The organism is Pseudomonas sp. P4_B4 (assembly GCF_056402255.1).
Window position 1 is genome coordinate 1 of the sequence record NZ_JBFUHS010000043.1, and the last position, 24,643, is coordinate 24,643.

Annotated in this window: 26 protein-coding genes; 12 read left to right on the forward strand and 14 right to left on the reverse strand. The window is 59.6% G+C overall.

The annotated features are described in order from the left end of the window. Positions 1-327 precede the first annotated feature (327 nt). Entirely contained in the window at positions 328-2,688 is a 2,361-nt protein-coding gene (locus tag AC1DVE_RS28065) for a DNA polymerase II (RefSeq protein WP_477784352.1), read from the forward strand. Here AC1DVE_RS28065 and AC1DVE_RS28070 read toward each other — a convergent pair. Then, on the reverse strand, positions 2,653-3,123 hold the full coding sequence (locus AC1DVE_RS28070; protein WP_477784353.1) for a DUF1810 domain-containing protein: 471 nt from the start codon (positions 3,121-3,123) through the stop codon (positions 2,653-2,655). The two genes, AC1DVE_RS28065 and AC1DVE_RS28070, sit on opposite strands and share 36 nt — an antisense overlap. 29 nt (positions 3,124-3,152) lie before the next feature. Next, positions 3,153-3,974: an aldo/keto reductase gene (locus tag AC1DVE_RS28075; RefSeq protein WP_477784354.1), complete on the reverse strand. Its 822-nt coding sequence runs from the start codon at positions 3,972-3,974 to the stop codon at positions 3,153-3,155. 219 nt (positions 3,975-4,193) lie between these two features. Between AC1DVE_RS28075 and AC1DVE_RS28080 the strand changes: the two genes are divergently transcribed. Both AC1DVE_RS28080 and AC1DVE_RS28085 read left to right on the forward strand, forming a co-directional pair. After that, positions 4,194-4,943: a hypothetical protein gene (locus AC1DVE_RS28080; RefSeq protein ID WP_223457234.1), complete on the forward strand. Its 750-nt coding sequence runs from the start codon at positions 4,194-4,196 to the stop codon at positions 4,941-4,943. Between the two features lie 186 nt (positions 4,944-5,129). After that, positions 5,130-5,915 carry a sulfite exporter TauE/SafE family protein gene (locus AC1DVE_RS28085; RefSeq protein ID WP_223457232.1) on the forward strand — a complete coding sequence of 262 codons (786 nt, stop codon included), beginning with the start codon at positions 5,130-5,132 and terminating at the stop codon, positions 5,913-5,915. Between the two features lie 20 nt (positions 5,916-5,935). On the opposite strand, the gene AC1DVE_RS28090 is transcribed toward AC1DVE_RS28085, so the two are convergent. Continuing rightward, complete coding sequence (locus AC1DVE_RS28090) at positions 5,936-6,304, reverse strand: VOC family protein (protein WP_223457230.1); 369 nt, start codon at positions 6,302-6,304, stop codon at positions 5,936-5,938. Between the two features lie 180 nt (positions 6,305-6,484). Between AC1DVE_RS28090 and AC1DVE_RS28095 the strand changes: the two genes are divergently transcribed. Continuing rightward, positions 6,485-7,036, forward strand: coding sequence for a DUF4174 domain-containing protein (locus AC1DVE_RS28095; RefSeq protein WP_223457228.1), 552 nt, complete (start codon positions 6,485-6,487; stop codon positions 7,034-7,036). Positions 7,037-7,112: 76 nt separating this feature from the next. Here the strand turns inward: AC1DVE_RS28095 and AC1DVE_RS28100 are convergent, their stop codons facing one another. Together AC1DVE_RS28100 and AC1DVE_RS28105 are read right to left on the reverse strand one after the other, a co-directional pair. Further along, entirely contained in the window at positions 7,113-7,748 is a 636-nt protein-coding gene (locus AC1DVE_RS28100) for a retron system putative HNH endonuclease (protein WP_223457226.1), read from the reverse strand. Continuing rightward, positions 7,741-9,108 (reverse strand): AAA family ATPase, encoded by a 1,368-nt coding sequence (locus AC1DVE_RS28105; protein WP_477784355.1) that lies wholly within the window; start codon positions 9,106-9,108, stop codon positions 7,741-7,743. Before AC1DVE_RS28105 ends, AC1DVE_RS28100 begins: the two co-directional genes overlap by 8 nt. Positions 9,109-9,631: 523 nt before the next feature. Between AC1DVE_RS28105 and AC1DVE_RS28110 the strand changes: the two genes are divergently transcribed. Beyond that, complete coding sequence (locus tag AC1DVE_RS28110) at positions 9,632-9,979, forward strand: DUF6124 family protein (protein ID WP_477784360.1); 348 nt, start codon at positions 9,632-9,634, stop codon at positions 9,977-9,979. A gap of 216 nt (positions 9,980-10,195) precedes the next feature. Here AC1DVE_RS28110 and ampC read toward each other — a convergent pair whose 3' ends face one another. From ampC to AC1DVE_RS28125, 3 genes are all read right to left on the reverse strand, one after another. Then, complete coding sequence (ampC, locus tag AC1DVE_RS28115; RefSeq protein ID WP_477784356.1) at positions 10,196-11,335, reverse strand: class C beta-lactamase; 1,140 nt, start codon at positions 11,333-11,335, stop codon at positions 10,196-10,198. Positions 11,336-11,453: 118 nt separating this feature from the next. Then, entirely contained in the window at positions 11,454-12,797 is a 1,344-nt protein-coding gene (gene gudD / locus AC1DVE_RS28120) for a glucarate dehydratase (protein WP_477784357.1), read from the reverse strand. Between the two features lie 23 nt (positions 12,798-12,820). Next, positions 12,821-14,167 carry an MFS transporter gene (locus AC1DVE_RS28125; protein ID WP_477784358.1) on the reverse strand — a complete coding sequence of 449 codons (1,347 nt, stop codon included), beginning with the start codon at positions 14,165-14,167 and terminating at the stop codon, positions 12,821-12,823. A gap of 280 nt (positions 14,168-14,447) precedes the next feature. Here AC1DVE_RS28125 and AC1DVE_RS28130 point away from each other — a divergent pair, with 280 nt between their 5' ends. Beyond that, on the forward strand, positions 14,448-15,158 hold the full coding sequence (locus AC1DVE_RS28130) for a FadR/GntR family transcriptional regulator (protein ID WP_223457215.1): 711 nt from the start codon (positions 14,448-14,450) through the stop codon (positions 15,156-15,158). 147 nt (positions 15,159-15,305) lie between these two features. On the opposite strand, the gene AC1DVE_RS28135 is transcribed toward AC1DVE_RS28130, so the two are convergent. Beyond that, on the reverse strand, positions 15,306-16,217 hold the full coding sequence (locus tag AC1DVE_RS28135; protein ID WP_477784359.1) for a DMT family transporter: 912 nt from the start codon (positions 16,215-16,217) through the stop codon (positions 15,306-15,308). Between the two features lie 96 nt (positions 16,218-16,313). Between AC1DVE_RS28135 and AC1DVE_RS28140 the strand changes: the two genes are divergently transcribed. Continuing rightward, the gene (locus tag AC1DVE_RS28140; protein WP_056722454.1) at positions 16,314-17,177 is read left to right on the forward strand and encodes a LysR family transcriptional regulator; all 864 of its coding nucleotides are present in this window, start codon (positions 16,314-16,316) and stop codon (positions 17,175-17,177) included. A 118-nt stretch (positions 17,178-17,295) separates the two neighbouring features. Here the strand turns inward: AC1DVE_RS28140 and trhP are convergent, their stop codons facing one another. After that, the gene (trhP, locus tag AC1DVE_RS28145) at positions 17,296-18,621 is read right to left on the reverse strand and encodes a prephenate-dependent tRNA uridine(34) hydroxylase TrhP (RefSeq protein WP_223457211.1); all 1,326 of its coding nucleotides are present in this window, start codon (positions 18,619-18,621) and stop codon (positions 17,296-17,298) included. Between the two features lie 160 nt (positions 18,622-18,781). Between trhP and AC1DVE_RS28150 the strand changes: the two genes are divergently transcribed. Next, a complete protein-coding gene (locus AC1DVE_RS28150; RefSeq protein ID WP_223457210.1) occupies positions 18,782-19,843 on the forward strand; it encodes an AI-2E family transporter in 1,062 nt (353 codons plus the stop codon). On the opposite strand, the gene AC1DVE_RS28155 is transcribed toward AC1DVE_RS28150, so the two are convergent. The 3 genes from AC1DVE_RS28155 to AC1DVE_RS28165 all read right to left on the reverse strand — a co-directional run bounded on the left by AC1DVE_RS28155 (position 19,840) and on the right by AC1DVE_RS28165 (position 20,938). Beyond that, positions 19,840-20,031, reverse strand: coding sequence for a hypothetical protein (locus AC1DVE_RS28155; protein WP_223457208.1), 192 nt, complete (start codon positions 20,029-20,031; stop codon positions 19,840-19,842). The two genes, AC1DVE_RS28150 and AC1DVE_RS28155, sit on opposite strands and share 4 nt — an antisense overlap. 115 nt (positions 20,032-20,146) lie before the next feature. Continuing rightward, on the reverse strand, positions 20,147-20,341 hold the full coding sequence (locus AC1DVE_RS28160) for a hypothetical protein (protein WP_008052996.1): 195 nt from the start codon (positions 20,339-20,341) through the stop codon (positions 20,147-20,149). A gap of 234 nt (positions 20,342-20,575) precedes the next feature. Then, complete coding sequence (locus AC1DVE_RS28165) at positions 20,576-20,938, reverse strand: hypothetical protein (RefSeq protein ID WP_223457201.1); 363 nt, start codon at positions 20,936-20,938, stop codon at positions 20,576-20,578. 246 nt (positions 20,939-21,184) lie between these two features. Between AC1DVE_RS28165 and AC1DVE_RS28170 the strand changes: the two genes are divergently transcribed. Then, on the forward strand, positions 21,185-22,003 hold the full coding sequence (locus AC1DVE_RS28170; protein WP_223533413.1) for a shikimate 5-dehydrogenase: 819 nt from the start codon (positions 21,185-21,187) through the stop codon (positions 22,001-22,003). A gap of 9 nt (positions 22,004-22,012) precedes the next feature. Continuing rightward, positions 22,013-22,531 carry a cupin domain-containing protein gene (locus AC1DVE_RS28175; protein WP_223457197.1) on the forward strand — a complete coding sequence of 173 codons (519 nt, stop codon included), beginning with the start codon at positions 22,013-22,015 and terminating at the stop codon, positions 22,529-22,531. Positions 22,532-22,675: 144 nt separating this feature from the next. Here AC1DVE_RS28175 and AC1DVE_RS28180 read toward each other — a convergent pair whose 3' ends face one another. Next, positions 22,676-23,320: a YceH family protein gene (locus tag AC1DVE_RS28180; RefSeq protein WP_223457195.1), complete on the reverse strand. Its 645-nt coding sequence runs from the start codon at positions 23,318-23,320 to the stop codon at positions 22,676-22,678. A gap of 305 nt (positions 23,321-23,625) precedes the next feature. Here AC1DVE_RS28180 and AC1DVE_RS28185 point away from each other — a divergent pair, with 305 nt between their 5' ends. Continuing rightward, positions 23,626-24,366, forward strand: coding sequence for a glycosyltransferase family 2 protein (locus AC1DVE_RS28185; RefSeq protein ID WP_223457193.1), 741 nt, complete (start codon positions 23,626-23,628; stop codon positions 24,364-24,366). Further along, the gene (locus AC1DVE_RS28190; protein WP_223457192.1) at positions 24,363-24,641 is read left to right on the forward strand and encodes a lipid-A-disaccharide synthase N-terminal domain-containing protein; all 279 of its coding nucleotides are present in this window, start codon (positions 24,363-24,365) and stop codon (positions 24,639-24,641) included. The genes AC1DVE_RS28185 and AC1DVE_RS28190 overlap by 4 nt, the downstream gene beginning before the upstream one ends. The last annotated feature ends 2 nt before the right edge of the window (positions 24,642-24,643 follow it).

The window sequence follows — 24,643 nt, forward strand, 5'->3', positions numbered from 1 at the left end:
ACGATTGGCTTGATAGCAGAAACCGGCATTGCCATTGAACATCCCCCGAGATATGGTTTTGAGCACTTGAAGGGCTCACCCAGAGGCGCAGGCTTGTTCCTATCGTCGGTCTAGCCAGATGCATTCTTTATCGGCGCTTGGGTGAAAGGAGGAGGGGCGAAATCTCCCACGGATCTGTACTGCGCTAACAGTCAGAATCGAGCCTTGTCCCTCCTCCTCCCTTCAAGTCCTAGCATACAAGCGAGCCTGATAGGCCTGCGGCAAACGCGCTATCGCGACTGATGACGGGTAGAATCACCCTCTGAATCAGTTTCGAGGTTTGCAGTGGTGGATCTACAGCAGGGCTTCGTCCTGACCCGGCATTGGCGCGACACCCCGGCCGGTACGGAAGTCGAATTCTGGCTGGCGACCGACAGCGGTCCCCGGCGTATCCGCCTGCCTCATCAACCGTCGGTGGCGTTCATCCCTGCTGCTCAGCGTCAGCCCGCCGAAAGCGTTTTGCATGACGAGAAGAACGTCGAGCTCAGGCCCCTGGCCCTGCAGGATTTCGAGCATCGCCCGGTCCTCGGGCTTTACTGCCAGCAACATGGCCAGTTGATGCGTCTGGAAGCCGCGCTGCGCCGGGCCGGTGTCGAGGTGTTCGAAGCCGACGTACGCCCACCGGAACGCTACATGATGGAACGCTTCATCACCGCGCCGGTGCGTTTCAGTGGCACGCCGAATGCCGAGGGACTGCTGCTCGACGCGCAGATGAAACCCGATCCGGACTACCGGCCGAGCCTCAAGCTGGTGTCCCTGGACATCGAGACCACCGCCCAAGGCGAGTTGTACTCCATTGCCCTGGAAGGCTGCGGCGAGCGTCAGGTGTACATGCTCGGTCCGCCCAATGGCGACGCCAGCCAGGTGGATTTCCAGCTTGAGTACTGCGATTCGCGGACCCTGCTACTGAAAAAACTTAACGACTGGTTTGCCCGGTTCGACCCCGACGCGATCATCGGCTGGAACGTCGTGCAGTTCGACTTGCGGGTGCTTCACGAACACGCCCGACGCCTGGCGGTGCCGTTGAAACTGGGGCGTGGCGGCGAGGAAATGCAGTGGCGTGAACACGGCAGCGGCAACCATTACTTCGCTTCAGCCGCTGGCCGCTTGATCATCGACGGTATCGAGGCCCTGCGTTCGGCGACCTGGAGTTTTCCCTCGTTCAGCCTGGAAAACGTCGCGCAAACCTTGCTCGGCGAGGGCAAGTCCATCGACAACCCGTACCAGCGCATGGACGAAATCAACCGCATGTTCGCCGAGGACAAACCGGCGCTGGCCAAATACAACCTCAAGGACTGCGAACTGGTCACGCGGATTTTCGCCAGGACCGAATTGCTCACCTTTCTGCTGGAGCGGGCCAGCGTCACCGGTTTGCCGGCCGATCGCATGGGCGGTTCGGTGGCGGCGTTCACGCACCTGTACATGCCGCTGATGCACCGACAGGGTTTCGTTGCGCCGAACCTCGGCGGCAAGCCACCGCAAGCCAGCCCCGGCGGTTTTGTCATGGATTCGCAACCAGGACTGTACGAATCGGTGCTGGTGCTCGACTACAAAAGCCTCTACCCGTCGATCATCCGCACCTTCCTGATTGACCCCGTGGGTCTGATTGAAGGGCTCAAGCACCCGGACGACAGTGAGTCGGTGCCGGGTTTTCGTGGCGCGCGCTTTTCCCGCACCCGGCATTGCCTGCCGTCCATCGTCGCCCGGGTGGCCGAAGGCCGGGAAACCGCCAAGCGCGAACACAACGCACCGCTGTCCCAGGCGCTGAAGATCATCATGAACGCGTTCTACGGTGTGCTCGGCTCCAGCGGTTGTCGCTTCTTCGACACGCGTCTGGCGTCGTCCATCACCTTGCGCGGGCACGAAATCATGCTGCGCACCCGCCAGTTGATCGAGGCCCAGGGACACGCGGTGATCTACGGCGACACCGATTCGACCTTCGTCTGGCTGCGTCGCGCCCATGGCCAGCAGGAGGCGGCGCAGATCGGCCACGCACTGGTGGCGCACGTCAATCAGTGGTGGCGCGAGCACGTGCAGCAGGAATACGGCTTGCAGAGTGTTCTCGAATTGCAGTTCGAAACCCATTACAAGCGCTTTTTGATGCCGACCATTCGCGGCGCCGAAGAAGGCAGTAAAAAGCGCTACGCCGGGCTGGTCACTCGGGACGACGGCAGTGACGAAATGGTCTACAAGGGCCTGGAAACCGTGCGCACCGACTGGTCGCTGCTGGCCCGGCAATTCCAGCAGGAGCTGTATTCGCGGATCTTCCTGCGCAAGCCCTACCAGGATTATGTGCGTGACTACGTGCGCAAGACCCTGGCCGGTGAATTCGATGACCGGCTGATCTACCGCAAACGCCTGCGCCGCACCCTCGATGACTATCAGCGCAACGTGCCGCCCCATGTGCGCGCGGCGCGCCTGGCCGACGAGTACAACGACCGGCAGGGGCGCCCGCGGCAGTACCAGAACGGTGGCTGGATCAGCTACGTGATCACCGTCGCGGGCCCTGAACCGCTGGAAGTGCGCAGCACGCCCATCGATTACGACCACTACATCTCCCGGCAGCTGCAACCGGTGGCGGACGCGATACTGCCGTTTGTCGACGACGACTTCTCAACCCTGATTGGGGGGCAACTGGGCCTGTTTTGAGTCCATCAGCGACAAGGTCCAGTCATCCAGGATGCCGTGGAAGTATTGGTTCAGGGCTTGCTGGAAAAGGCTGTCGGCGTCGGTGATCTGGGCAAACAGGGTCATCGAGGAATGAAACTTCAGGTCGTCGGGATGACCAAAAATTCCGGCCACCGAACGCTCCCGGATGTTCAGCACTTCCTGGGTGCAGGTGCGTAACCGGGCGCCCAGCAACGGGTGCTCAAGATAGGCCAGGGCCTCCTCCCGCGAGTGGATGGCAAAGCGGCGCGACATCTCGCTGCCGCCGAGCCCGGCAAACTGCGGAAAAATGAACCACATCCAGTGACTGCGCTTGTGTCCGTTGCTCAGCTCGTTTTGAACCCGGTCGAATACCGGGGCCTGAGCCTGGAGAAAGCGTTGCAGATTGAACGGGTCCAGGTGGTCGGTGCTTCTCATGGTGAAGCTCTCTGACAGACTGCGGTGGTTCAGACCATGGCCAGCCGCTGTTTGCGTTGTGGCGCGTGAAACGCTTGGTCCAGCGCCTCCAGATCCCCGGGTTCAAGCTGCAATGTTGCGGCCTGGGCATTGAGCCGCACATGCTCGGGTTGGACCGCTTTGGGGATGGCGATCACTCCTTCCTGAAGCAGTATCCATGCCAGCGCTACCTGTGCCGGTGCGACGCCGTGACGGGCGGACACTTGCCTGAGCGTAGCATTGGCGAGCATTTTACCGCCTTGGCCAATCGGGCAGTAAGCCATGACCGGCAACCGCCGTTGTTGGCTCCAGGGCAGCAAATCAAATTCTATGCCCCGTTGTTCGAGGTTGTAGAGCACCTGAGTGGTGGCGCAGGCCGGGGCGTCCAGTTCCAGCAGGTCGTCGAGGTCGAAGTTGGATACGCCCCAACGGCCGATCTTGCCGGCTTCGCGCAGGCGTTCGAAGGCCTCGACGGTTTCTTCCAGGGGATACTGGCCGCGCCAGTGCAGCAGATACAGATCGATGTAATCGGTGCCAAGCCTGCGCAGGCTTCGCTCGCAAGCGAGGGGAATGCCCTGGCGACTGGCGTTGTGCGGGTACACCTTGCTGACCAGAAAGACGCTGTCGCGCTGGCCGGCGATGGCATCGCGGACCACCTCTTCGGCGCCGCCTTCGGCGTACATTTCAGCGGTGTCGATCAGGCTCATGCCCAGTTCGATGCCCAGGCGCAGTGCCGCGACTTCCTCCGTGTGCCGTGAGCGGTCTTCGCCCATCTGCCAGGTCCCCTGGCCGATAATCGGGACCCTGGCGCCAGCCAGTTCAAGCGTACGCATGCAAACCTCCTTTATGAATGCCGATGGTTATTTCGGTGGGCAGCAGAATAGTCCATCGGTTTCCCCGCAGGGGTTGCCGCAGGCTGTGATCTCTTGAGCTGCACCCTGCCGGTGATCGATTGCTCTGTGCCGATACTGCACTTTTTCGAAATGTCCGGCTCTATCCATGGCAGCCTGCGGCGATCCCCACCGTCGGCCCATGCCCAAGTTCAAGAACCCATGGCTCGAGTTTCACCCGCGATCAGCACAAAAATCCGCCGTCATTGCCTGCTGCTGGCAGGTCTGTCGATGTTCTTCGTCACCGCTTGCAGCCAACAGCAGGGCGGCGACATCATCAACCAGATGCGCGAAGGCAAACCCCAGGAGTTCCTGCAAACCAGCGTCGACCGCATGGCCACCCTGACCATGCGCGACAACCTGAACAGTCTTTACCTGTTGATGAGCAAGCTCTACCTGCGTAACCCCGATGAGCTGAAAAAGTCCGGTTTCCTCGATGCCCGCACCGCCGGCAAGCAAGTGCGCATGGCCATCGAGCAGCAGCAACCGCTGCCGACCCTGGGCGGCAAAAAGGACCTCGCGGCCCTGCGTTTTGCCATGAGCCCGGAATTTCTCGGCGATCGGGTCGGGGCGTTCATCTATGCCATCGGCAGCATGCTGGTGACCGCCCATGGCAATCGACTCGAGTTCTACATGACCGATACGATCAACCCTATCTTCGTCAGCAATGCCGCGCGCAACATCGAGATCGCCACCTGGATGCTCAGCCAGCGACAGAACAAAGAGGGCCAGCCCTTGCTGTTCTCCAATGAAATCTCGGAGGAGGGTAGCAACCTGAGCTTTGCCGTCGAGTTCGGCAAAATCGTCGCCCGGCTGGACCTGCTGACCCAGATGCTCGACGAACGCTACCGGCGCATCGGCCTGAACTATGCCCAGAGCCTGCTGTTCCTGAATTTCCTGCCGGTGCAGTGAATCCTGTAGGAGCGAGCTTGCTCGCGATGACTGACTTTCAATCACATCAATACCGGATGTGCCGACGCTTTCGCGAGCAAGCTCGCTCCTACAGGCATAAAGATAGATCGCATCGATATAACTGGTTATAAGAAATATCGCTATGCTGCGGGCCAGATTTCCCTTGCGATCTTTGTGGACGTATTCATGGATTTAGTGAACATCGGGTTGGTGGTTGCCGGGCTGGTCGTCGGCTTCATCGTCGGCATGACTGGCGTGGGTGGCGGGTCGCTCATGACGCCGATCCTGCTAGGGTTCGGTATCAACCCGGCGACGGCGGTCGGTACCGACCTGCTGTACGCCGCCATCACCAAATCCAGCGGTGTACTGGTTCACCGCAAGAACAACAACATCGACTGGGCGATTACCGGCTGGCTGACCTTGGGCAGCGTGCCTGCGGTGGCGTTGACGCTGTGGTTCCTCAGTACCCTGCACAGCGCCCCCGAGGCCATGAACGCGATCATCAAGCAGGCCCTCGGTTTTGTACTGTTTGCCACAGCACTGGCGATCCTGTTCAAGAAGCGCCTGCTCGACTTCGCCCACAAACGTGCGGGCGGCAACTACCACCCCAGCGGATTGCGCCTGAATGTGATGACGGTCATCACCGGGCTGGTCCTTGGCACCATGGTCGCGCTGACGTCCATCGGCGCCGGCGCACTGGGCACCGTGGCACTGTTCATCCTCTATCCAATGCTACCGACCCGCCGTCTGGTGGGGACTGAAATCGCCCACGCCGTGCCGCTGACCCTGGTCGCGGGCCTTGGCCATGCCAGCATGGGCAACATGGATTGGCACGTCCTGGGTTACTTGCTGGTGGGCTCGTTGCCGGGGATTTACCTGGGCAGCCACCTGACCGGGCGCATCTCCGACGAACTGCTGCGCCCTTGCCTGGCGACCATGCTGTTGTTGATCGGCTACAAACTGGCGTTCTGATTCAAGCCGTCACGCCAGCTTCATTCGCGGGTGAATATTTCCAGCAGATGCCCGTCCGGGTCATCGAAATACACCCGCCGTCCTCCCGCGTAGTCATTGATCTCTCTCAGTCGCTGCTTGCCCGGGTCGGCCCACCACGGCTGACCGTTGGCTTGCAGGCGTGCGAAGGCCGCATCGAAATCTTCGTCGCCCATAAAAAATGCGTAGTGCTGAGACGCTATCGGCGGGTCGTTGTCGTAGAAATCCAGTGACACGCCGTTATCCAGTTTGACGATCAGCATGGGCCCGAAGGGCTGCGGGGCGGGCAGGCCAAGGAGGCTGGCCAGGAAATTCGCCGAAACCTGCTTGTCCCTGCACCAGACGATGGTGTGGTTCAACTGAGTGCTCATGGGCAAGTCCTCACGACGGATCAGGCGGGTTGTCTTGAGTCTTCAGATTAGCCCAGCCTGTTGCGCAATGACCGCCCTGACCTAAGCTTGGGGCAAGGCGAAAAATATTTGCGGTACGTCACCCGGAACGATCGCCGCGATGCGCAATCATTAGAGCGTGGATATCAAAAGGAGATGCGCATGCTCATCAGGTCACTGACCCTGGCTACCTTGCTGGCGATTGCCGGCACCTCGTTCGCCGCTGATGGCGACTCACCACTGGACATGGACAAAGGCAGGGTCCGGCCACTGATTGTCATCGCTCCAAGCACCGTTGATCCCAACTGGGTCAGCCTGAAAAAGTCCCTGGATGAGCCGGCCAACCGCAAGGGTTTCACCGACCGCAACATGGTGCTCTACACCGTACTCAACCTGATGGGCCAGCGCGACGGCAAGGACCTGGGGCCACAGGACACGGCGGCGCTGATCCGCTCGCTCAAACTGGGTGCCGGCGCCAAGACCAAGGTGATTCTGGTCGGCAAGGACGGCGAAAAGAAACTTGAGCAATCGGACGCCTTCAAGCTGGAGGAGATTTTCAGCGCTGTCGATCAGTTGCCAGCGGCCGAGAAAGAGTTTACCGCGACCGTGGCTGCTCCTGTAGCTGAAGCCGAGCCAGCGGCCAAAGGCACCAAAGGTACAAAGCCTGGCAAACCGGCCAAGCCCGCCAAGCCGCCTGAAATGCCGGATGATTGATTCTTGTTGCAGCGAGCACAGCCTGTGTTCGCTGCGCAGCAGCGTTACCCGTATCTGTAGAGGCGCTGACTCTGGCTCAAGGTTGAGCCAGAAATTGATGGATGACATTGACCAGCACGGGTGAAAACGGCTGAAGACATTGAGCCGCATCGGGAACCTTCAGATCCTCCAAAAGCAGGCTTAGAAGTTCTTCGTCTTCAAATTGCAGGTCTTCGGGAGGTACGCTCAGGCTATAAATGAGTGCATCAACCATCGCTTTTCGTTTGCCAACAAGTCCTTTGTTACTTTGCCCGGTATGACCCAGATTCAATGTCTGAATTGTTACCTTGGCCCGCTCGGTCTTTCCCGCGACCAGGCCGGACAAGTAGAACTTCAATTCGGACTCGCATTCGGCCATCAAGGGTGTAAGCGGCAACACTCGTGTTCCTCGACCATGACCGCATTGATGAGGGCGCTGACAACTGGCGACGATGTTGGAAAAGTCCAGGGTTCGATTCGGAGCATGGTCCTGGGCTTCAAGATGCTCGTTATGGGCATCATCAATCGTAATCGACTGGCAGCAATACGCGCATAAACCGTACTGTTCCGAGATGCACGATGCTCGAATGAGTCGTCTCTCATCCGGTGGCAAATCCTGATAACGCGAGGTCTTGTTTGAGTGTTTGAAGCGCGTCAACGATGGCGGCTCCATGCCTTTATCGATCTTACGCACGGCGCAACTCCAACTTGCGTATTAACAATGCCGCCTTCGCCAGTTCCAGATGTCCCTCTGGAAGCTCTAGCGAGAGCTCGGAATACAGTTTTTTCGCACCGTCCAGATCGCCATCCTGCAAATGCTTGAGCAAAAGATTCAGACGTTGTTGCACTTCGCTGTTGCGCACGTCGGTGTCCATGACTTCCAGCAACACCTGATTGGCATCCAATCCATACAGACCAGATTGTTCGTGCAGTTCCCCGTCATTGAGCACGTAGCACAGCACGTCTTTCGCGTCGCTGATGACCAATGGCGAGTGAGTGGTCAGGACAAACTGGCAATTGGGGAAGGTTTCGCTCAACTGCCGAATCAAACTGCGCTGCCATTTAGGGTGCAGGTGCAAATCGACCTCGTCGATCAGGACGATGCCGTCACCCTCCAATGGGTTGTCCAGAGACTGATTCATCATCGCCAACCGGCGAGCGATGTCGCCGACCAGCGCCATCATCGACTTCTCGCCCTGCGAAAGCTGGGAAACATTGAGCGTTACGCCGTCCTTGTCTATCGCCATGTGCAGGCGTGGTTTGCGCTTTACTCTCAGGTTGGTAAAACCTGGCATGAACGCGGCGATGGCAGAGCGAACCGCTGTTAACTGACGATCGCGGGAGGACGCCTTCATTTGGGATAGCGTTTTCCAGATGTCGCTGTCATTGCCGAACTTTGCGGAAATCTCGGATAACGCAGTATCGGATACACCGGTTTCGTTTTCGCTGTCTTCGCGTTCACGGAACCATTCGAAGAAACGGCGGAAGTCCACACCGCGATTCAATGCGTTGTCGTAGCCGTCGAGTTGATCAAAAGTGTGTTTGGTTCGGATTTTTAGTGGGATTTCCAAAACCGAGCGCTCTACCGGGTAATAGGCGATCAGAGGGAGTGAAGCTTTTTCATCAATGGTTAGTTGAGTGCGATAGTGGTCTGCAAGGAGGCTGGCTTCCGCTAACTCACTATGGACATCACTTTTTCGCCCTTGCCTGCTACGAGCAATGGCCCAGTTAAAGAGATCATGTTTTGAATAATCGTCGGGGGAACGTGGTTGCGCTGGCGAACTGTCTGATACGGAAGTCAAAACGATTGCGACTGCAGCGCCGTTTCGAATGTCTTCATTTGTAAGGTAACTGCCAACACCTTTCTCAGTACGAATCCTGGCAACTAGCCAACTCAATGAGGTGGCCAATGATTTTAAAAGGGTGGTTTTCCCGGCACCGTTGTTTCCCACAAGCACCGTCACATTTGAGCGGTGTTTGGGGGTGGGGGCCAGGTAAATGGTCATATCGGTGAAGCGACCGACATCCTTGAGCTGAAAGCTGAAAATTTCCATTACAACGCCCTTTTAGGGTCAGTCGGTTTGAATAGGTGAGCGCGCATTATGTCATTCCCGGCCCCGGATTGATCCGATGCCGTTCGCAGGCTTGGGAGGTCCATTAGATACAACGGTTTCACCTGCATCACAACGGTCATGAGCAAAAAGGTGTTTGTAACTGGATGCTCAGAAAATCGAGCGTAGGCAAAGGACTTCAGTTACGTCGGAAATTTCCTGCATGACGTGGCGCACCCCGTGAACTGGTGCCCATTGGGTCGTATCGATAACCTTCTTCAGCCGCTGCAAATCAGCGGTCGGATGTGGAAGTCCGTTGGTTCAAGCCATCTACCAATGCCCCTAGTGCGCAAGTCGACATTTTTTATGTCAACATCGCCGCGTTTTGGCGGCTGTGCGCGGGAGCATTTTCGAGTGCACCGGGTTTTGGTGGATTGACCTGGACTTCCACACCTGCGTACAGCTGCCACCCTCATGTGGAAGTGAGATGGGTAGTTTTCTCAACAATCCCCAATGGTACTTCTTCATGAAAAAGCTAAGTCCGAATCCCCCGCAATCCCCATCCGACTCAGATGTCCCACTCTCCGACATCACCGAACCCGCCGTCAGCGCTCGCTTGCGCAACCCCAAACACGCTGACCCGGTTAGCCACATCTTCACCATCCTCCCAAACGTCGACACCCCAACGCTGCTGTGCCACGCCTGTGAAACCCTTGCGTCCCTGAACGTGCTGGTCACCGATCTGGCCTGTAACCTGGAAAGCTCCAACCGCAATGTGGCGCTGTCAATTCAGCAATTGGCAGTGGTGGGTGAGTTGTTGGTGAATCGCGCGCTGGACAATGTCGACCTGTCCGAAGGTGTGCCGATAAAGTAAAAAAGGCGACCTCTAGAGGTTAATACTGTTCACTTAAGCGGATGTAGTCCTCTGTAGGAGCGAGCTTGCTCGCGATGGTCGTTAACGATAACGCGTATTTACTGGCTAAACGCGGCGCTCTTGAGTCCATCGTCGGAACGCCGCCCGGAGCAAGCTCGCTCCTACACAACATTAACCTGTAGAGGTCGCCCTTATCTATGGAGAAGGCAGCAAGGCTTATTGAGTCAGGGTACTCAATATCTGATGAGCGATCTTCACCCGCTCCGCATTGGGATAATTCTTGTTGGCCAGCATCACAATGCCGATGTCCTTCGATGGCACGTACGCCACGTAAGCACCAAAGCCCCCGGTTGAACCGGTCTTGTTGACCAGCACGCTCTGCGGCTGCGCCTGCGGCGGGTTCAGCCATTGGGCCTTGTGCGCCTCCATGGCCATCGGCGTGGAGTTGCCGTCCAGCAGGCGATCCAGCGTGGTCGGGTAGCGATACATCTCCCAACCGAGGCCCTGGGTCATATCGCCCACGGTGTAGTAACCGCTATGAGTCAGGGCGATGGCTTGCTGCAACGGCTTTTCCAGGGACGCCGGCTTCATGTTCGCGCCGACATAGCGCAGCAAGTCCGCGGCGCTGGTTTTCAGCCCGTACGCCTCGGAATCCAGCGCCCCCGGAGTGACCCGTACCGGTTTGCCGTCTTTGTTGTAGCCTTGGGCATACATCGCCATCTGAGCCTGCGGCACGTGCACATAGGTGTGTTTGAGGCCCAGTTTCGGCAGCAGGGTTTTCGCCATCAGGTCATCGAACGGCTGGCCCATGCTTTGCGCGGCGAGGTAACCGAACAGGCCGAGACTGGGGTTCGAGTACAGTCGGTGGCTGCCGGGGGCGTAGAGCGGTTTCCATTGTTGGTAGTAGCCGAGCATTTTGTCCGCCGAATCAAATTCAGCAGGAAATTGCAGTGGCAGGCCGCCCGCGCTGTAGGTGCCCAGTTGCAGCACGCTGATGTGGTCGAACGCGCTGCCGCGCAAGGCCGGCAGGACCTGGCTGGCCTTGTCCGACAGCGACAGCTTGCCGGTGGCCTGGGCGTAGGCGGCGAGGGTGGCGGTGAAGGTTTTGCTGACGGAGCCGATCTCGAACAGGGTGTCTTGCGTGACGGGGGCGCCGGTTTCTTTCGAGGCGACGCCATAGTTGAAATAATGCGCCTGGCCGTTGACGGTGACTGCCACGGCCATGCCGTGAATACCCTCGGCTTGCATCACTGGTTGTACAGCGGCGTTCACCACTGTCTCGATTTGATCCTGTGCCACGCATTGGCCTGCGGCGACTATCGTCATGCAAGCGGCGATGGTTTTCAGCCTGTCCATGTTGGTTTCATCCGTCGTTGATTCAGTTGCGCGCCATTCTAGGGGGAAAACCCTGTTTTTAAATCCGACCGCCCACAGGCGGGTCGGATTTATTGTTACAAGGTGCGCAACCGTCGATTCAACGCACCAGGCACGGTCGCTTGTTGTCGAACTTCCAGCCGGGAATCAAAAACTGCATCGCCACGCTGTCATCCCGCGCCCCCAGGCCCATGCCTTTGTACAGTTCATGGGCCTTGGTCAGTTGATCCATGTCCAGCTCGACCCCCAGCCCCGGTTTCTGCGGCACCTGCACGCAGCCGTCGACGATTTGCAGCGGGGCCTTGGTCAGGCGCTGGCCGTCCTGCCAGATCCAGTGGGTGTCGATGGCGGTGATTTCGCCCGGCGCGGCCGCCGCCACGTGGGTGAACATTGCCAGGGAAATGTCGAAGTGGTTGTTGGAGTGCGAACCCCAGGTCAGGCCCCATTCGTGGCACATCTGCGCCACGCGCACCGAGCCTTGCAGGGTCCAGAAGTGCGGGTCGGCCAGGGGAATGTCGACCGACTGCAACTGGATCGCGTGGCCCATCTCCCGCCAGTCGGTGGCGATCATGTTGGTCGCGGTTTTCAGGCCGGTGGCGCGGCGGAATTCGGCCATGACTTCGCGTCCCGAGTACCCGTTTTCCGCCCCGCACGGGTCTTCGGCGTAGGCCAGCACGCGGTGCTGATCGCGGCACAGGCGGATGGCTTCTTTCAGTGACCAGGCACCATTCGGGTCGAGGGTGATGCGCGCATCGGGGAAGCGTTCGGCGAGGGCGGTGACCGCTTCGATTTCCGCGTCGCCGCTGAGCACGCCACCCTTGAGCTTGAAGTCCTTGAAGCCATAACGTGCGTGGGCCGCCTCGGCCAGGCGGACCACCGCGTCGGCGGTCATGGCTTTCTCGTGACGCACGCGGAACCAGTCGTTGTCGGCGTCCGGTTCGCTGCGGTAGGCGAGGCCGGTTTCATTGCGATCACCGACATAAAACAGATAACCGAGCATCTTCACTTCATCGCGCTGCTGGCCTTCACCGAGCAGGGCGGCCACCGGTACATCCAGGTGCTGGCCGAGCAAATCGAGCAAGGCGGCTTCCAGGCCGGTGACCGCATGGATGGTGATGCGCAGGTCGAAGGTCTGCAAGCCGCGCCCACCGGCATCGCGGTCGGCGAAGGTCTGGCGCACCTGATTGAGGATCTTCTGGTAAGTGCCAATCGGGCTGCCGACCACCAGGCTGCGTGCGTCTTCGAGGGTCTGGCGAATGCGCTCGCCCCCCGGTACTTCGCCGACGCCGGTGTGGCCGGCGTTGTCCTTGAGGATTACGATATTGCGAGTGAAGAACGGCCCATGGGCGCCGCTCAGGTTGAGCAGCATGCCATCGTGGCCGGCCACTGGAACCACTTGCATGCTGGTGATGACCGGGGCTTTTGCGGTGTCTTGCGGGTTCATTTTCCAATCCTTAAAAGCTGAATTCAGGCGTGGTTGGGCGCGGGGTTGCCCGGCGCGCCGGCGGGTGCGGGTTTCGGTGTGTTGCGGGCGGCAAACACGATGATGGCGGCGATGATCGAGGTCGCGGCCAGGCCGTACAGCCCGCCCTGAATGGAGCCGGTGTTTGCTTCGAGCAGGCCGAAGGTGGTCGGCGCAACGAAGCCGCCGAGGTTGCCCACCGAGTTGATCAGCGCGATGACGCCGGCCGCGACTCGCGCATCCAGGTAGGCCTGGGGAATCGGCCAGAACAGCGACGAGGCCGATTTGAAGCCCAGTGCGGCAAAGCAGATCGCAACGAAGGCGAACACTGGCCCGCCGGTGGTGGACATGAACATCCCGGCCGCGGCGATCAGCAGGGCGGCAGCGACCCAGGCTTGCTGGTGCTTCCATTTGGCCGACAGGGACGCGAAGGCGTACATGCCGACAATCGACAGCAACCACGGAATCGAGTTGAACAGCCCGACCTGGACATCGCTCAGGTCGCCCATCTTCTTGATGATGCTCGGCAGCCAGAAGGTCGCGGCGTAGATGGTCAGCTGGATAAAGAAGTAGATCAGGCAGAACAGGATGATCTGGCGATCCTTGAGCAACTTGCCCAGTGACGGCTTGATCGGCGTCGCCGCTTCCCGGGCCAGTTGTTCGTCGTCGATGGCCTTGACCAGCGCATCCTGTTCCTCGCGGCTCAGCCATTTGGCGTCATGGGGTCTGGAGTCCAGCCAGAACCAGACAAATACGCACAACCCCACCGAAAACATGCCCTCGATGAAGTACATCCACTGCCAGCCGTGCATACCCAGGCCGCTGATTTGCAGGAGTAGCCCGGACAGCGGGCCGGAGATCAGCGAGGCAATCGCCGAGCCGCTGAGGAAAATCGCAATCGCCTTGCCGCGTTCCACGCCGGGCAACCAGCGGGTGAAGTAGTAGATCACCCCGGGAAAGAACCCGGCTTCGGCCACGCCCAGCAGAAAACGCAGGATGTAGAAGTGGGTTTCGTTCTGGATGAACGCCATGCCCGCGGCGACCAGGCCCCAGGTCAGCATGATCCGGGTCAGCCAGATGCGTGCGCCGACTTTCTGCAGAAGGATGTTGGAGGGCACCTCGAACAGTGCATAACCGATGAAGAACAGACCGGCACCCAGGCCATAGGCGGCCGCGCCAATGCCCAGGTCGTGTTCCATGTGGGTGCGGACGAAACCGATGTTCACGCGATCAATGTAATTGACGATGAACATGATGACGAACAGCGGCAAGACGTGACGTTTGACTTTGGCGATGGCGGACTTCAGCGCTGAATTGGCGTCGTCGTGCATCCCGGAGATGGATGTATTCACTGCGTTTTCTCCCACTCGTTATTTTTATGCGGGGTGAAGCTGGGTACTGCGTTGTTGCTGGACATCATACAACTTGGTTTTTTGATCTTGCAACCATGTTTATTCAATGAAATGGCGTATTTCAAGAGGTTTTTTATTCTATTGGCGGTGTTTGATGGGCTCTGAATCGTATCAATGTGGGCTTTTTGTTGAGTGTTGTCATACAAGCTTGGCTAGATTTTTCAGGATTCCCGCTCGGCGCGGTGCTACGATTCGATAGCCCTGATTTCCGGACACCCCCATGCAAGAAGACCTCGAAGTACCCACCCGCAAGCGCAGCCACAACCTGGCCCATGACCTGGTGGAGAAACTGACCCAGCGCATCCTGCTCGGCCAGATGTTGCCCGGCGACAAGTTGCCGTCGGAAAACACCATCGTTCAGGAGCACGGGGTCAGTCGCACGGTGGTGCGCGAGGCGATCTCGAAGTTGCAGGCCTCGGGGTTGGTGGAGACCCGGCACGGTATCGGCACGTTCGTGATCGAGCGCGCGCCGGAGCAGGGGCTGCGGCTGAATGTCGATACCGCGTTGGGGGTGCGCAGCATTCTGGAGTTGCGCATGGGCCTGGAAACCCAGGCGGCGGCGCTGGCGGCAACTCGCCGCACCGATCTGCAACTGGCGCAGATGCGTGAAGCGCTGGATGATTATCAAAGCCTGCTGGCCAACAACGACAGCTGTGTCGAAGCGGACCGGCGTTTTCATCTGCTGATCGCCGAAGCCACCGGCAACGTATGCTTCACCGAAATCATGCAGCACCTGGGCAGTGCCATGATCCCGCGCACCCGGGTCAATGCAGCCGAACGTGGCGCGGTGGATTTGAGCAAGCTCGGTCAGTTGGCCAACCTGGAGCACGAGGCGATTCTCAACGCCATCAAACGCCAGGACCCGGATGCGGCGCGGGCGGCGATGTGGCTGCACCTGACCAACAGTCGCGACCGGTTTTCGGCTAGCTGATGGTCAGTGATACCGCGTTATCGTTCATCGCGGGCAAGCCACGCTCCCACAGGTTCTGAGTCGTGCTCAAGAACCGCGGCAAACATAAAACCCTGTGGGAGCGAGCCTGCTCGCGATAGCGCCAGACCTGACAGCGAAAAACCTGAATCAGACCCTGACAACTTGAACAACCACAGCCCGCCGCTCCAGATTCAACGCCAGCACACTCGCCAACACCACCAGCCCGCCGACCACGATCATCAATGTCGGCCGCTCGCCAAGCGCATAGGATGCAATGACCATGGCCGTCGGCGGCGTCAAATACAGCGTCATCGTCGCCCGACTCAAATCGACATGCGCCAGCACATAGGCCCAGGCCAGGTACGCCAGGGCACTGGGGAATATCCCCAGGGCAATCACCGCAAACTGCACGCGCAGCGGTGCCGGGGCGACTTGATCCACCAGGCCGGGCAGATAAATCAACAACAGCACTGTCCCGGACCACACCGTGTAACACACCAGCGTCAGCCCGTCGTAACGCCCGGTGTGATGCTTTTGCAGGGCAAAGTAGAGACTCCAGGACACCGCCGCCAGCAGGATCAGCAAGCCGTGGGCGTCAATGCTACCCAGGCCATGATCGCCCGCCACCACAATCACCACGCCAAACAACCCGAGCAGCACACAACCCCAGCGCCATAGGCTCACCTGATCCTTGAACACGAAGCGCGCGATCAATGTGCTGAACAGTGGCGTGGTCTGGGCCAGGACGCTCGAAGCACCAGCGCTGACACCTTGCTGCCCGAAGTTGATCGCCACGTGGTGCAGGCTCACGGCAAAGAAACCCAGGCCGAACATCAACGGCAGATCGCGCAGGCTCGGCAGGCGAATGCCCTTGAACATCGCGACCACGGCCATGAACACAGAGGCCAGCAGGAAGCGCAGGAGCGCCAGGTGCACGGGGTCGTAGGCCTGCAAGCCGATATGGATGCCGGTCGGGGAATAGCCCCAGCACGCTACGACAAACGCCATGGCCAGGATGATTTTCCAGGGTGAAACGGGGGAGGGTGTGAGCGGCGTCATGGTCGTGCACCTGTGGGTGGATGCACCGAGTATCAGAAAGCGGATCGTTCGCCACAACTGACTTATACTGTGCCAATCGTTCACTATGGGTGATGTATGGAGCTGGCACAGATTCGCATGTTCAAGACCGTGGCCGATGTCGGCAGCATCGCCCGCGCGGCCGAGCTGTTGCATTGCGTGCCGTCGAACATCACGGCCCGGATCAAGGCCCTGGAGGCCGAACTGGGTGTTGCGCTATTTCTGCGCGAGGGGCGAGGGTTGCGCATAAGCCCGTCGGGGCAAACCTTTCTGGCCTACGCCTCGAAAATTCTCGCCCTCACCGCCGAAGCCAAACGTGCGGTCGACCCTTCGGCCGAACCCTCGGGGCCGCTGCGCATCGGGGCCATCGAGTCATCGGCCACCGGGCGATTGCCGCGCCTGCTGGCGAAATTCCACAAGCGTTTCCCGCAGGTCGCACTGGAGTTGACCACCGGCTCCTGGGGGCAGTTGCTCGATGACACACTCAACCACAAGCTCGACGGCGCTATCGTCGCGGTGGATGTCGAGCGTTCGCACCTCAAGCGCACGCCGATGTACCGCGAAGAGCTGCTGCTGATCGCCTCGACCTCCCTGGGGCCGCTGCGGGACGTCAGCGATTTACAGGACCAGACCGTGTTCATGTGGCCCCAGGGCTGTCCGTACCGGGCGGCGCTGGAGCATTGGTTGTTGCGACAGGGCCAGGCGCTGCCGATTGTCAGCCTGGCCAGTTATGGCGCGATTGTCGGCTGCGTCAGCGCCGGGGCCGGCGTGGCGCTGGTGCCCAAAGGCGTGTTCGACCAATACGCCAAAGGCGCGGGGTGCGTGGGTTTTGAATTCCCCGAACTGACCGCCGTCGACAACCTGTTTTACTGGCACGAAAACGCCGGGGTGCACCCGGCGCGTGAGGCGTTTGTGGCGATGCTCCGCGAAGAGTTTGCGTAACGCAGTATCTGTGGGAGCGGCGGTGCGGCGATCCGACTTGCTCGCGAAGGCGGTGTGTCAGGCAATATTGACTTTGAATGTGCCGCCCCCTCCGCGAGCAAGCCCGCTTCCACAGAGATTACGGCATGTTGATATCTCGCATTAGCAGGCCAAAACTCAGATCCACCGCATCCGGTATCGGCAAATACACCGTGTGCCCATCCCCCGGTGCAACTTCGATCGCTTCACCCTTGGCGTTTTGCAACTGATGTAGATCGAAGTGGAAATTTCCCTTGGGCGTCATCAGCTCCATGTGATCGCCCAGGCCGAAGCGGTTCTTCACCTTGACCTCGGCCAGGCGATCCCGCCGCTGCCCGGTCAACTCACCGACAAACTGCTGACGCTCCGACACCGAGCTGCCGTTCTGGTAGTTCTGGTATTCGTCATGCACATGCCGGCGCAGAAAGCCTTCGGTGTAGCCGCGCTGGGCGAGGGATTCCAGGTCGGTCATCAGGTCGCGGTCGAAGGCTCGGCCCGCCACCGCATCGTCGATGGCTCGGCGATAAACCTGGGTGGTGCGCGCGCAATAAAAGTGCGATTTGGTCCGGCCTTCGATTTTCAGGGAGTGCACGCCCATGTGCGTCAGGCGTTCGACATGCTGCACGGCGCGCAGGTCCTTGGCGTTCATGATGTAAGTGCCGTGTTCGTCTTCGAAGGCCGGCATCTGCTCGCCGGGACGATTGGCTTCCTGCAGCAGAAACACCTGCCCAGTGGGCGCGCCGATGCCCAGGGTGGGTTCCGGCTGATACTGCTGCACGATCTCGCCGAGCTGGTTTTCCGTGGCCGGTTGCGCGGAGTATTTCCAGCGACAGGCATTGGTGCAACTGCCCTGATTGGCGTCACGCCGGTTCATGTAGCCCGACAGCAGGCATCGCCCGGAATAGGCCATGCACAACGCGCCGTGCACGAACACCTCCAGTTCCATGGCGGGCACTTGCTCGCGGATCTCGGCGATTTCTTCCAGGGACAGCTCCCGCGACAGGATGATCCGGCTCAAGCCTTGCTGCTGCCAGAACTCGACGCTCGCCCAGTTCACCGTATTGGCCTGCACCGAAAGGTGCACCGGCATCTGCGGGTAGTGCCGGCGCACCAGCATGATCAGGCCGGGGTCGGACATGATCAGCGCGTCCGGGGCCATGGCGATCACCGGTTCAAGGTCCTTGAGGAAGGTCTTGAGCTTGGCGTTGTGCGGCGCGATGTTCACCACCACGTAGAAGCGCTTGCCCTGAGCCTGTGCCTCGCGAATACCGAGGGCCAGGTTGGCGTGGTCGAATTCGTTGTTGCGCACCCGCAGGCTGTAGCGCGGCTGGCCGGCGTACACGGCATCGGCGCCGTAGGCGAAGGCGTAACGCATGTTTTTCAGGGTGCCGGCGGGGGCGAGCAGTTCTGGCGCGGTGAGGTTCATGGCGGTGTCGGTCGCAAAAGCCGCGCAGGGTAAACGTTCGGTGGCGAGGGTTTATTGACCTGGATCTATGCTTGTTCAACAAACCGATGGCACTCGCGCGAGCCGTAGTGGACTAAACATCAGGGCGGAAGTTTTTCGTCCTCTCTGGCACGGATCGGATATGAACGAAGCGCCCCTACAAGACAAATCGCTGACGGTTTTGCTGGCGCTGGTGAGCGCTGCCTTCGTCTGGATCCTGCTGCCGTTTTACGGCGCGGTGTTCTGGGCGGTGATCCTCGGCATCGTCTTTGCGCCACTGCAGGGCCGACTGCAGCTGAAGTTCGGCTGGCAACGCAACCTCACGTCGCTGTGCACATTGGGCATTTGCCTGGTGATCGCGATTCTGCCGGTGATCATCATCAGCGCCTTGCTGGTTCAGGAGGGCGCGGCACTCTACAAAAGCGTCGAGAGTGGCGAACTCGACATCGCCGGGTACGTGTTGCAGTTCAAGCACAGCCTGCCGCCGTATTTCCAGCATCTGCTGGATCGCTTCGGCATGGGCGAGTTGAACGGGCTGCGAGAGAAAATCGTCAAAAGCGCGATGGCCGGCGGGCAGGTGCTGGCCTCTCAGGCGTTCAGTTTCGGCCAGGGCACGTTCGAGTTCATCGTCAGTATCTTCATCATGCTGTACCTGCTGTTCTTCTTCCTGCGCGACGGTGCGGAACTGGCGCGCAAGGTGCGCCTGGCGGTGCCGTTGCAGGAGCAGCAGAAACGCCGTTTGCAGCTCAAGTTCAATCGTGTGGTGCGGGCCACGGTCAAAGGCAACCTGTTGGTGGCGATCACCCAAGGCGCGCTGGGCGGTCTGATCTTCTGGTTTCTGGACATTCCCAGCGTATTGCTCTGGGCGGTGTTGATGGCGTTTTTGTCGCTGCTGCCGGCGGTAGGGGCGGGAATAGTCTGGGTGCCGGTGGCGGCGTTTTTCCTGCTCACCGGGGCGATCTGGCAGGGCGTGGTGCTGGGGTTGTTCGGGGTCTTGGTGATCGGGCTGGTGGACAACCTGCTCCGGCCATTGCTGGTAGGCAAGGACACCAGGATGCCGGACTACATGATCCTGATCTCGACCCTCGGCGGCCTGGCGATTTTCGGGTTGAACGGCTTTGTCATCGGCCCATTGATCGCGGCCCTGTTCATGTCGAGCTGGGCCATTTTCATTGAAACCAAACCGCGGGTGCAGCTGCCTTAGGCGCTGAGCCTGCCGGACTGGCCGGTGCCGACGCGTTGCGACAGCTCCTTGGCGGCGGGTAGCGAAGTGAGCGGGCCGCTGATCTGCACGCCGTCCTGCACCAGATACCAGCAGGCGAGCATGCCCAGCTCTCTGAGCTGTGCGGGGACGGCGCTGCCGATAACGGACATGATATGAACCTTGGACATGACAAGTACCTCCATCAATCTGTGGAGTTACTTTAAGGTCAGGGTGCCTTGAGGGGTAATCAACGCTTTCGATAGTGGTCATTGATGCCAGAGGGGGCAAACGACCGTTGGTCGGTCAGCTGACCACCTGATCGAGCATATGAACCACTTCCTGCTCGTTGAGCAGGCCCTTGCGCACCAGGCTTTGCGTCAGCAGCGAGAGAAACTTGGCGCTGCGATGACCTTCCAGGTGCTTGAGTTCGGTCAGTGCGTTGTAGACCTTGCTGGAGGTGCACAGACCGACGATGCGGTGCGGGTTTTGCGTTGGCATGTGGTCGTCCTTGTTGTTATCAACTGTTATTGACGGACAGCACCGAGCTTGCGGAACCGTCATGACAAAAATATGACCGTTTTTTGCCGCACGGCAGAAAACGGGTCGAGTCCATCTTGCCCGTTTCTGCCACGTGCATTGTCCCGATAGCGACCTTGGCGAGATTTATCCAGACCTGCACCGACAAACCTGCATAAAAAAGCCCCGCTGTTTCAGCGGGGCTGGATGAGTTCGTTACCAGCGGCCGTGATGGCCGTAGTAGCCGCGTGGCGGGCCGTAGTAACCACCGGGTGGTCCGTAGTACACCGGGGCGGGGCGGTAGTAGATCGGTTGTTGCACGTAGACCGGGGCCGGTTGGTAGTAAACCGGAGGCGGTGGTGCGTAATAAACTGGCGCGGGCTGGTAGTAGACCGGTTGCGGTGCGACATAAACCGGGCGGTTGGCGTTGATCAGAGCCGAGCCGACAATGGCAGTACCGACGATCGCGCCAAACACTGCCGGGCCTTGCCAGTAATTACCACCACCATGGGCTTGCGCCTGTCCTGCGATAGCGAGGGCGCCGATCAGTAAGGCAACTGTGGAGACTTTACGGATCATGATAGTTCCTCGGTTCTTCAGCCCGGCGCTTGTGTCTGCAATAGACCCAAGGATTGTCGCGGGGATACTTCTAAGACAGCGTTTTTCTGAAAAACAGCACGGCCATTAGGTAAATTTTGTGTAAGGTCTGTACCGACTTTCTTACCGACCCGTGTAAGCCCGCGTTAACACACTTATATGATCGATCAGAACCCGATGGAGGGCTAATCCCGTCCATCCGAAAAGTGCATTTGAAGGAGCTTCCCCATGCAGATGAACCCCAACAAAGACACCCAGCTGTGCATGTCCCTTTCAGGACGGCCCGGGAACTTTGGTCTGCGTTTTCACAATCATCTGTATGAACAGCTGGGCCTGAATTTTTACTACAAGGCCTTTGCCAGCCAGGACCTGCCGGGTGCCGTTGCCGGCATTCGTGCCCTGCGGATTCGTGGCTGTGGCGTGTCGATGCCGTTTAAGGAAGCCAGCATTGCCCTGGTCGATGAACTCGACGCGTCGGCTGCCGCCATTCAATCGATCAACACCATCGTCAACACCGACGGTCATCTCAAGGCCTACAACACCGATTACATCGCCGTGGCCCAGTTGCTGGAAAAACACCAGGTACCCAGGGACTCGACCTTTGCCCTGCGCGGCAGCGGCGGCATGGCCAAGGCCGTGGCGAGTGCCTTGCGCGATGGCGGCTATGAAAACGGCCTGATCGTGGCCCGCAACGAACGCGCCGGGCAGGCGCTGGCGCAGTCGTTGGGGTATGAGTGGCAGGCCGAGCTGGGGAGTCGTCGCCCGCAGATGCTGGTCAACGTCACCCCGATCGGCATGACGGGAGGACCGGAGGCCGATCAACTGGCCTTTGAGGCTGACGTGATCGAAAAAGCGGAAACTGTGTTCGATGTGGTGGCGATTCCCTCGGAAACGCCGCTGATCGTGCGTGCTCGTGCCGAAGGCAAGCGGGTCATCACCGGCCTGGAAGTGATCGCGATCCAGGCACTGGAGCAGTTTGTGCTCTATACCGGCGTGCGGCCAACGGATGAGCAATTCCACAAGGCCGTGGCGTTTGCCCGCAGCTAGGAGGTGTCCATGCATCCCCCCATTCTCAATCTGAATTCAGTCGAACTTGAACCGCTGCCCGAAGCGTTTGCGCCGAGCGGTGAAACCGCCGGTCGCTATCAACAGCGTCTGGCCCGTGTCGGTCAACAACTGGGGGCGCAAAAGCTGGGTTATCGCTTGTATGTGCTGGAGCCAGGCATGCGCGGCAGCCCGTTTCACAGTCATCGGGTCAATGAGGAAATGTTCTACGTCGTGGCCGGGGAAGGGCAAGTTCGCCTGGGATCCGAACGCTTTCCGATCCGTGCCGGTGATGTGATCGCCTGTCCACCGGGCGGGCCTGAAAAGGCGCATCAGATCATCAATACCAGCCACGGCGAGTTGCGGTACCTGGCCGTCAGCACCCAGCAATCACCGGAGATTTGTGAATACCCGGATTCCGGCAAATACGCCGTGATGGATGACTTCAAGGTGGATGCCGAGGGTAATGCGTCAGGCTTTGTTGCCGTTGCCCGGCAGGCGGACGGGGTGGATTACTGGGACGGCGAATAGGCGCAAACACCGCCAAACCCCTGTGGGAGCGGGCTTGCTCGCGAAAGCGTCGGCCCATCCGGTATTGATGTGACTGACAGTCCGCCTTCGTCGGAACGCCGCCCGGAGCAAGCCCGCTCCCACATTGGGATCTCTGTAGCCTGATTATTCGAGCCGAGCCAGCCTTTCTTCCAGCGCCGCAATCCGCGCTTCCAGCTCTTCGATCCGTTCAACCGAAACCCCGCTGCCGCCACGCTCGGCCGGGTTGCTCCTTGCCGCCATGATCGCCTCGATATCCGCCGGGTCGCCCAGGGCGTGGGTATAGCGGTCTTCGCGCTGGCCGGCCTGGCGCGGAATCAGTACGGCCAGGCCCCGGGCAATCAGGCGTTCGAGCTGATGCACCACCTGTTCGGCATCTTCGAATTCATGCATGCGGCCGCTGCGGGTCAGCAGTTCATTGACGGTCTGCGGTCCGCGCAGAAACATCAGCCCGGTCAGGATGACCTGCGCCGGCACCAGTTCCAGAGCCTTGTCGACCTTGTGTTCCCAGCGGTCGGCGCGGCTGCCCATCACCAGTCTGGCGAAACCGCGTCCTTCGAGGACGCGCAGGCTATGACCGACCTGGCCTGGTGTGAGGTTCATCACCGGCTCGCGGCTGGTTTTCTGGTTGCAGGCAATCACCAGGGCATTGAGGGTCAGGGGATAGGTTTCCGGGCTGGTGGCCTGTTTCTCGATCAACGAGCCCAGAATGCGGATTTCCGTACTGTCGAGCCGCTGCTCGTCTAAAGTCGTCTCTTGCTCAGTGCTCATGGTTCTGCATCCTTACCCGATTCATGTTTTTCACTCGCGTGAATGCACTTTAGATGGGCAAGCGCCAATGGCAACCGAATTCGTTGCGTCATCAAGTGAATGATGACAAAAAGTGTATGAAATATTAACGCCATTTTTACAATTGGCCGGGCACCGTATGCGGGGTCGCGCGCGAGTGCGTCCATAGGGCGGGATATTGTTGGCGTCATCGCCCGCAATAGCTGAACCCTGCATCGAGTCGGCCGGTGTACGACACCTTCATTCGCCTCTGATAAAAGAAATCCAATAAAGGCGAGAGTGACTCCATGAGCCAAGACATTTTTGTATCCGTACTGATTCCCGCCAAGAACGAAGCGAACAACCTCAAGCCGCTGCTTGAGGAAATCCGCGTCGCATTGGCCGCTGAATCGTACGAAATTATCGTCGTCGACGATGGCAGCACCGACGCAACCCTGCAGGAACTGCGGCAGATCCGCCACGACGGCCTGAACACCCTGCGCATCCTGCATCACGAACGTTCGCTGGGGCAGAGCACCTCGCTGTACCACGCCGCACGGGAGGCCCGCGGGCAGTGGCTGGCGACCCTCGATGGCGACGGCCAGAACGACCCGGCGGACATCCCCGGCATGCTGGCGCTGGTGCGCGGCGAACCGGGCAAGGTTGACGTGCAACTGGTTGCCGGGCACCGGGTCAATCGCCGCGACACGGCGAGCAAACGTTACGCCTCACGTTTCGCCAACAACCTGCGCCGCCGCCTGCTCAAGGACGCCACCCCGGACACCGGTTGCGGCCTGAAGCTGATCGAGCGCGCGGCGTTCTTGCGCCTGCCGTACTTCGACCACATGCATCGCTACATTCCGGCACTGATCCAGCGCCATAACGGCCGCATGATCGTGCATCCGGTCAACCACCGGCCGCGCACGGCCGGGGTGTCGAAATACGGCAACATCGACCGCGCACTGGTCGGCATTCTCGATTTGTTCGGTGTCTGGTGGCTGATCAAACGCACGCGGTTGAACACCATTGCCCAGGAGATTGAAGGATGAATCTCACCCGCGAGGCCTTGTGGCTGATCGTCGGTTTTGTCGGCCAGATCGCCTTTACCGGGCGATTTGTCCTGCAGTGGTTGTACAGCGAGTACAAGAAACGCAGCGTGATCCCCGTGAGCTTCTGGTACCTGAGCATCGTCGGCAGCACCTTGCTGCTCGCCTATGCCATTTATCGTGAAGACCCGGTGTTCATCGCCGGTCAGGCGTTTGGCTCCATCGTCTACTTTCGCAACCTGCAATTGATCAAAAAAAGCAAACACCTGAAGGAGTAGGT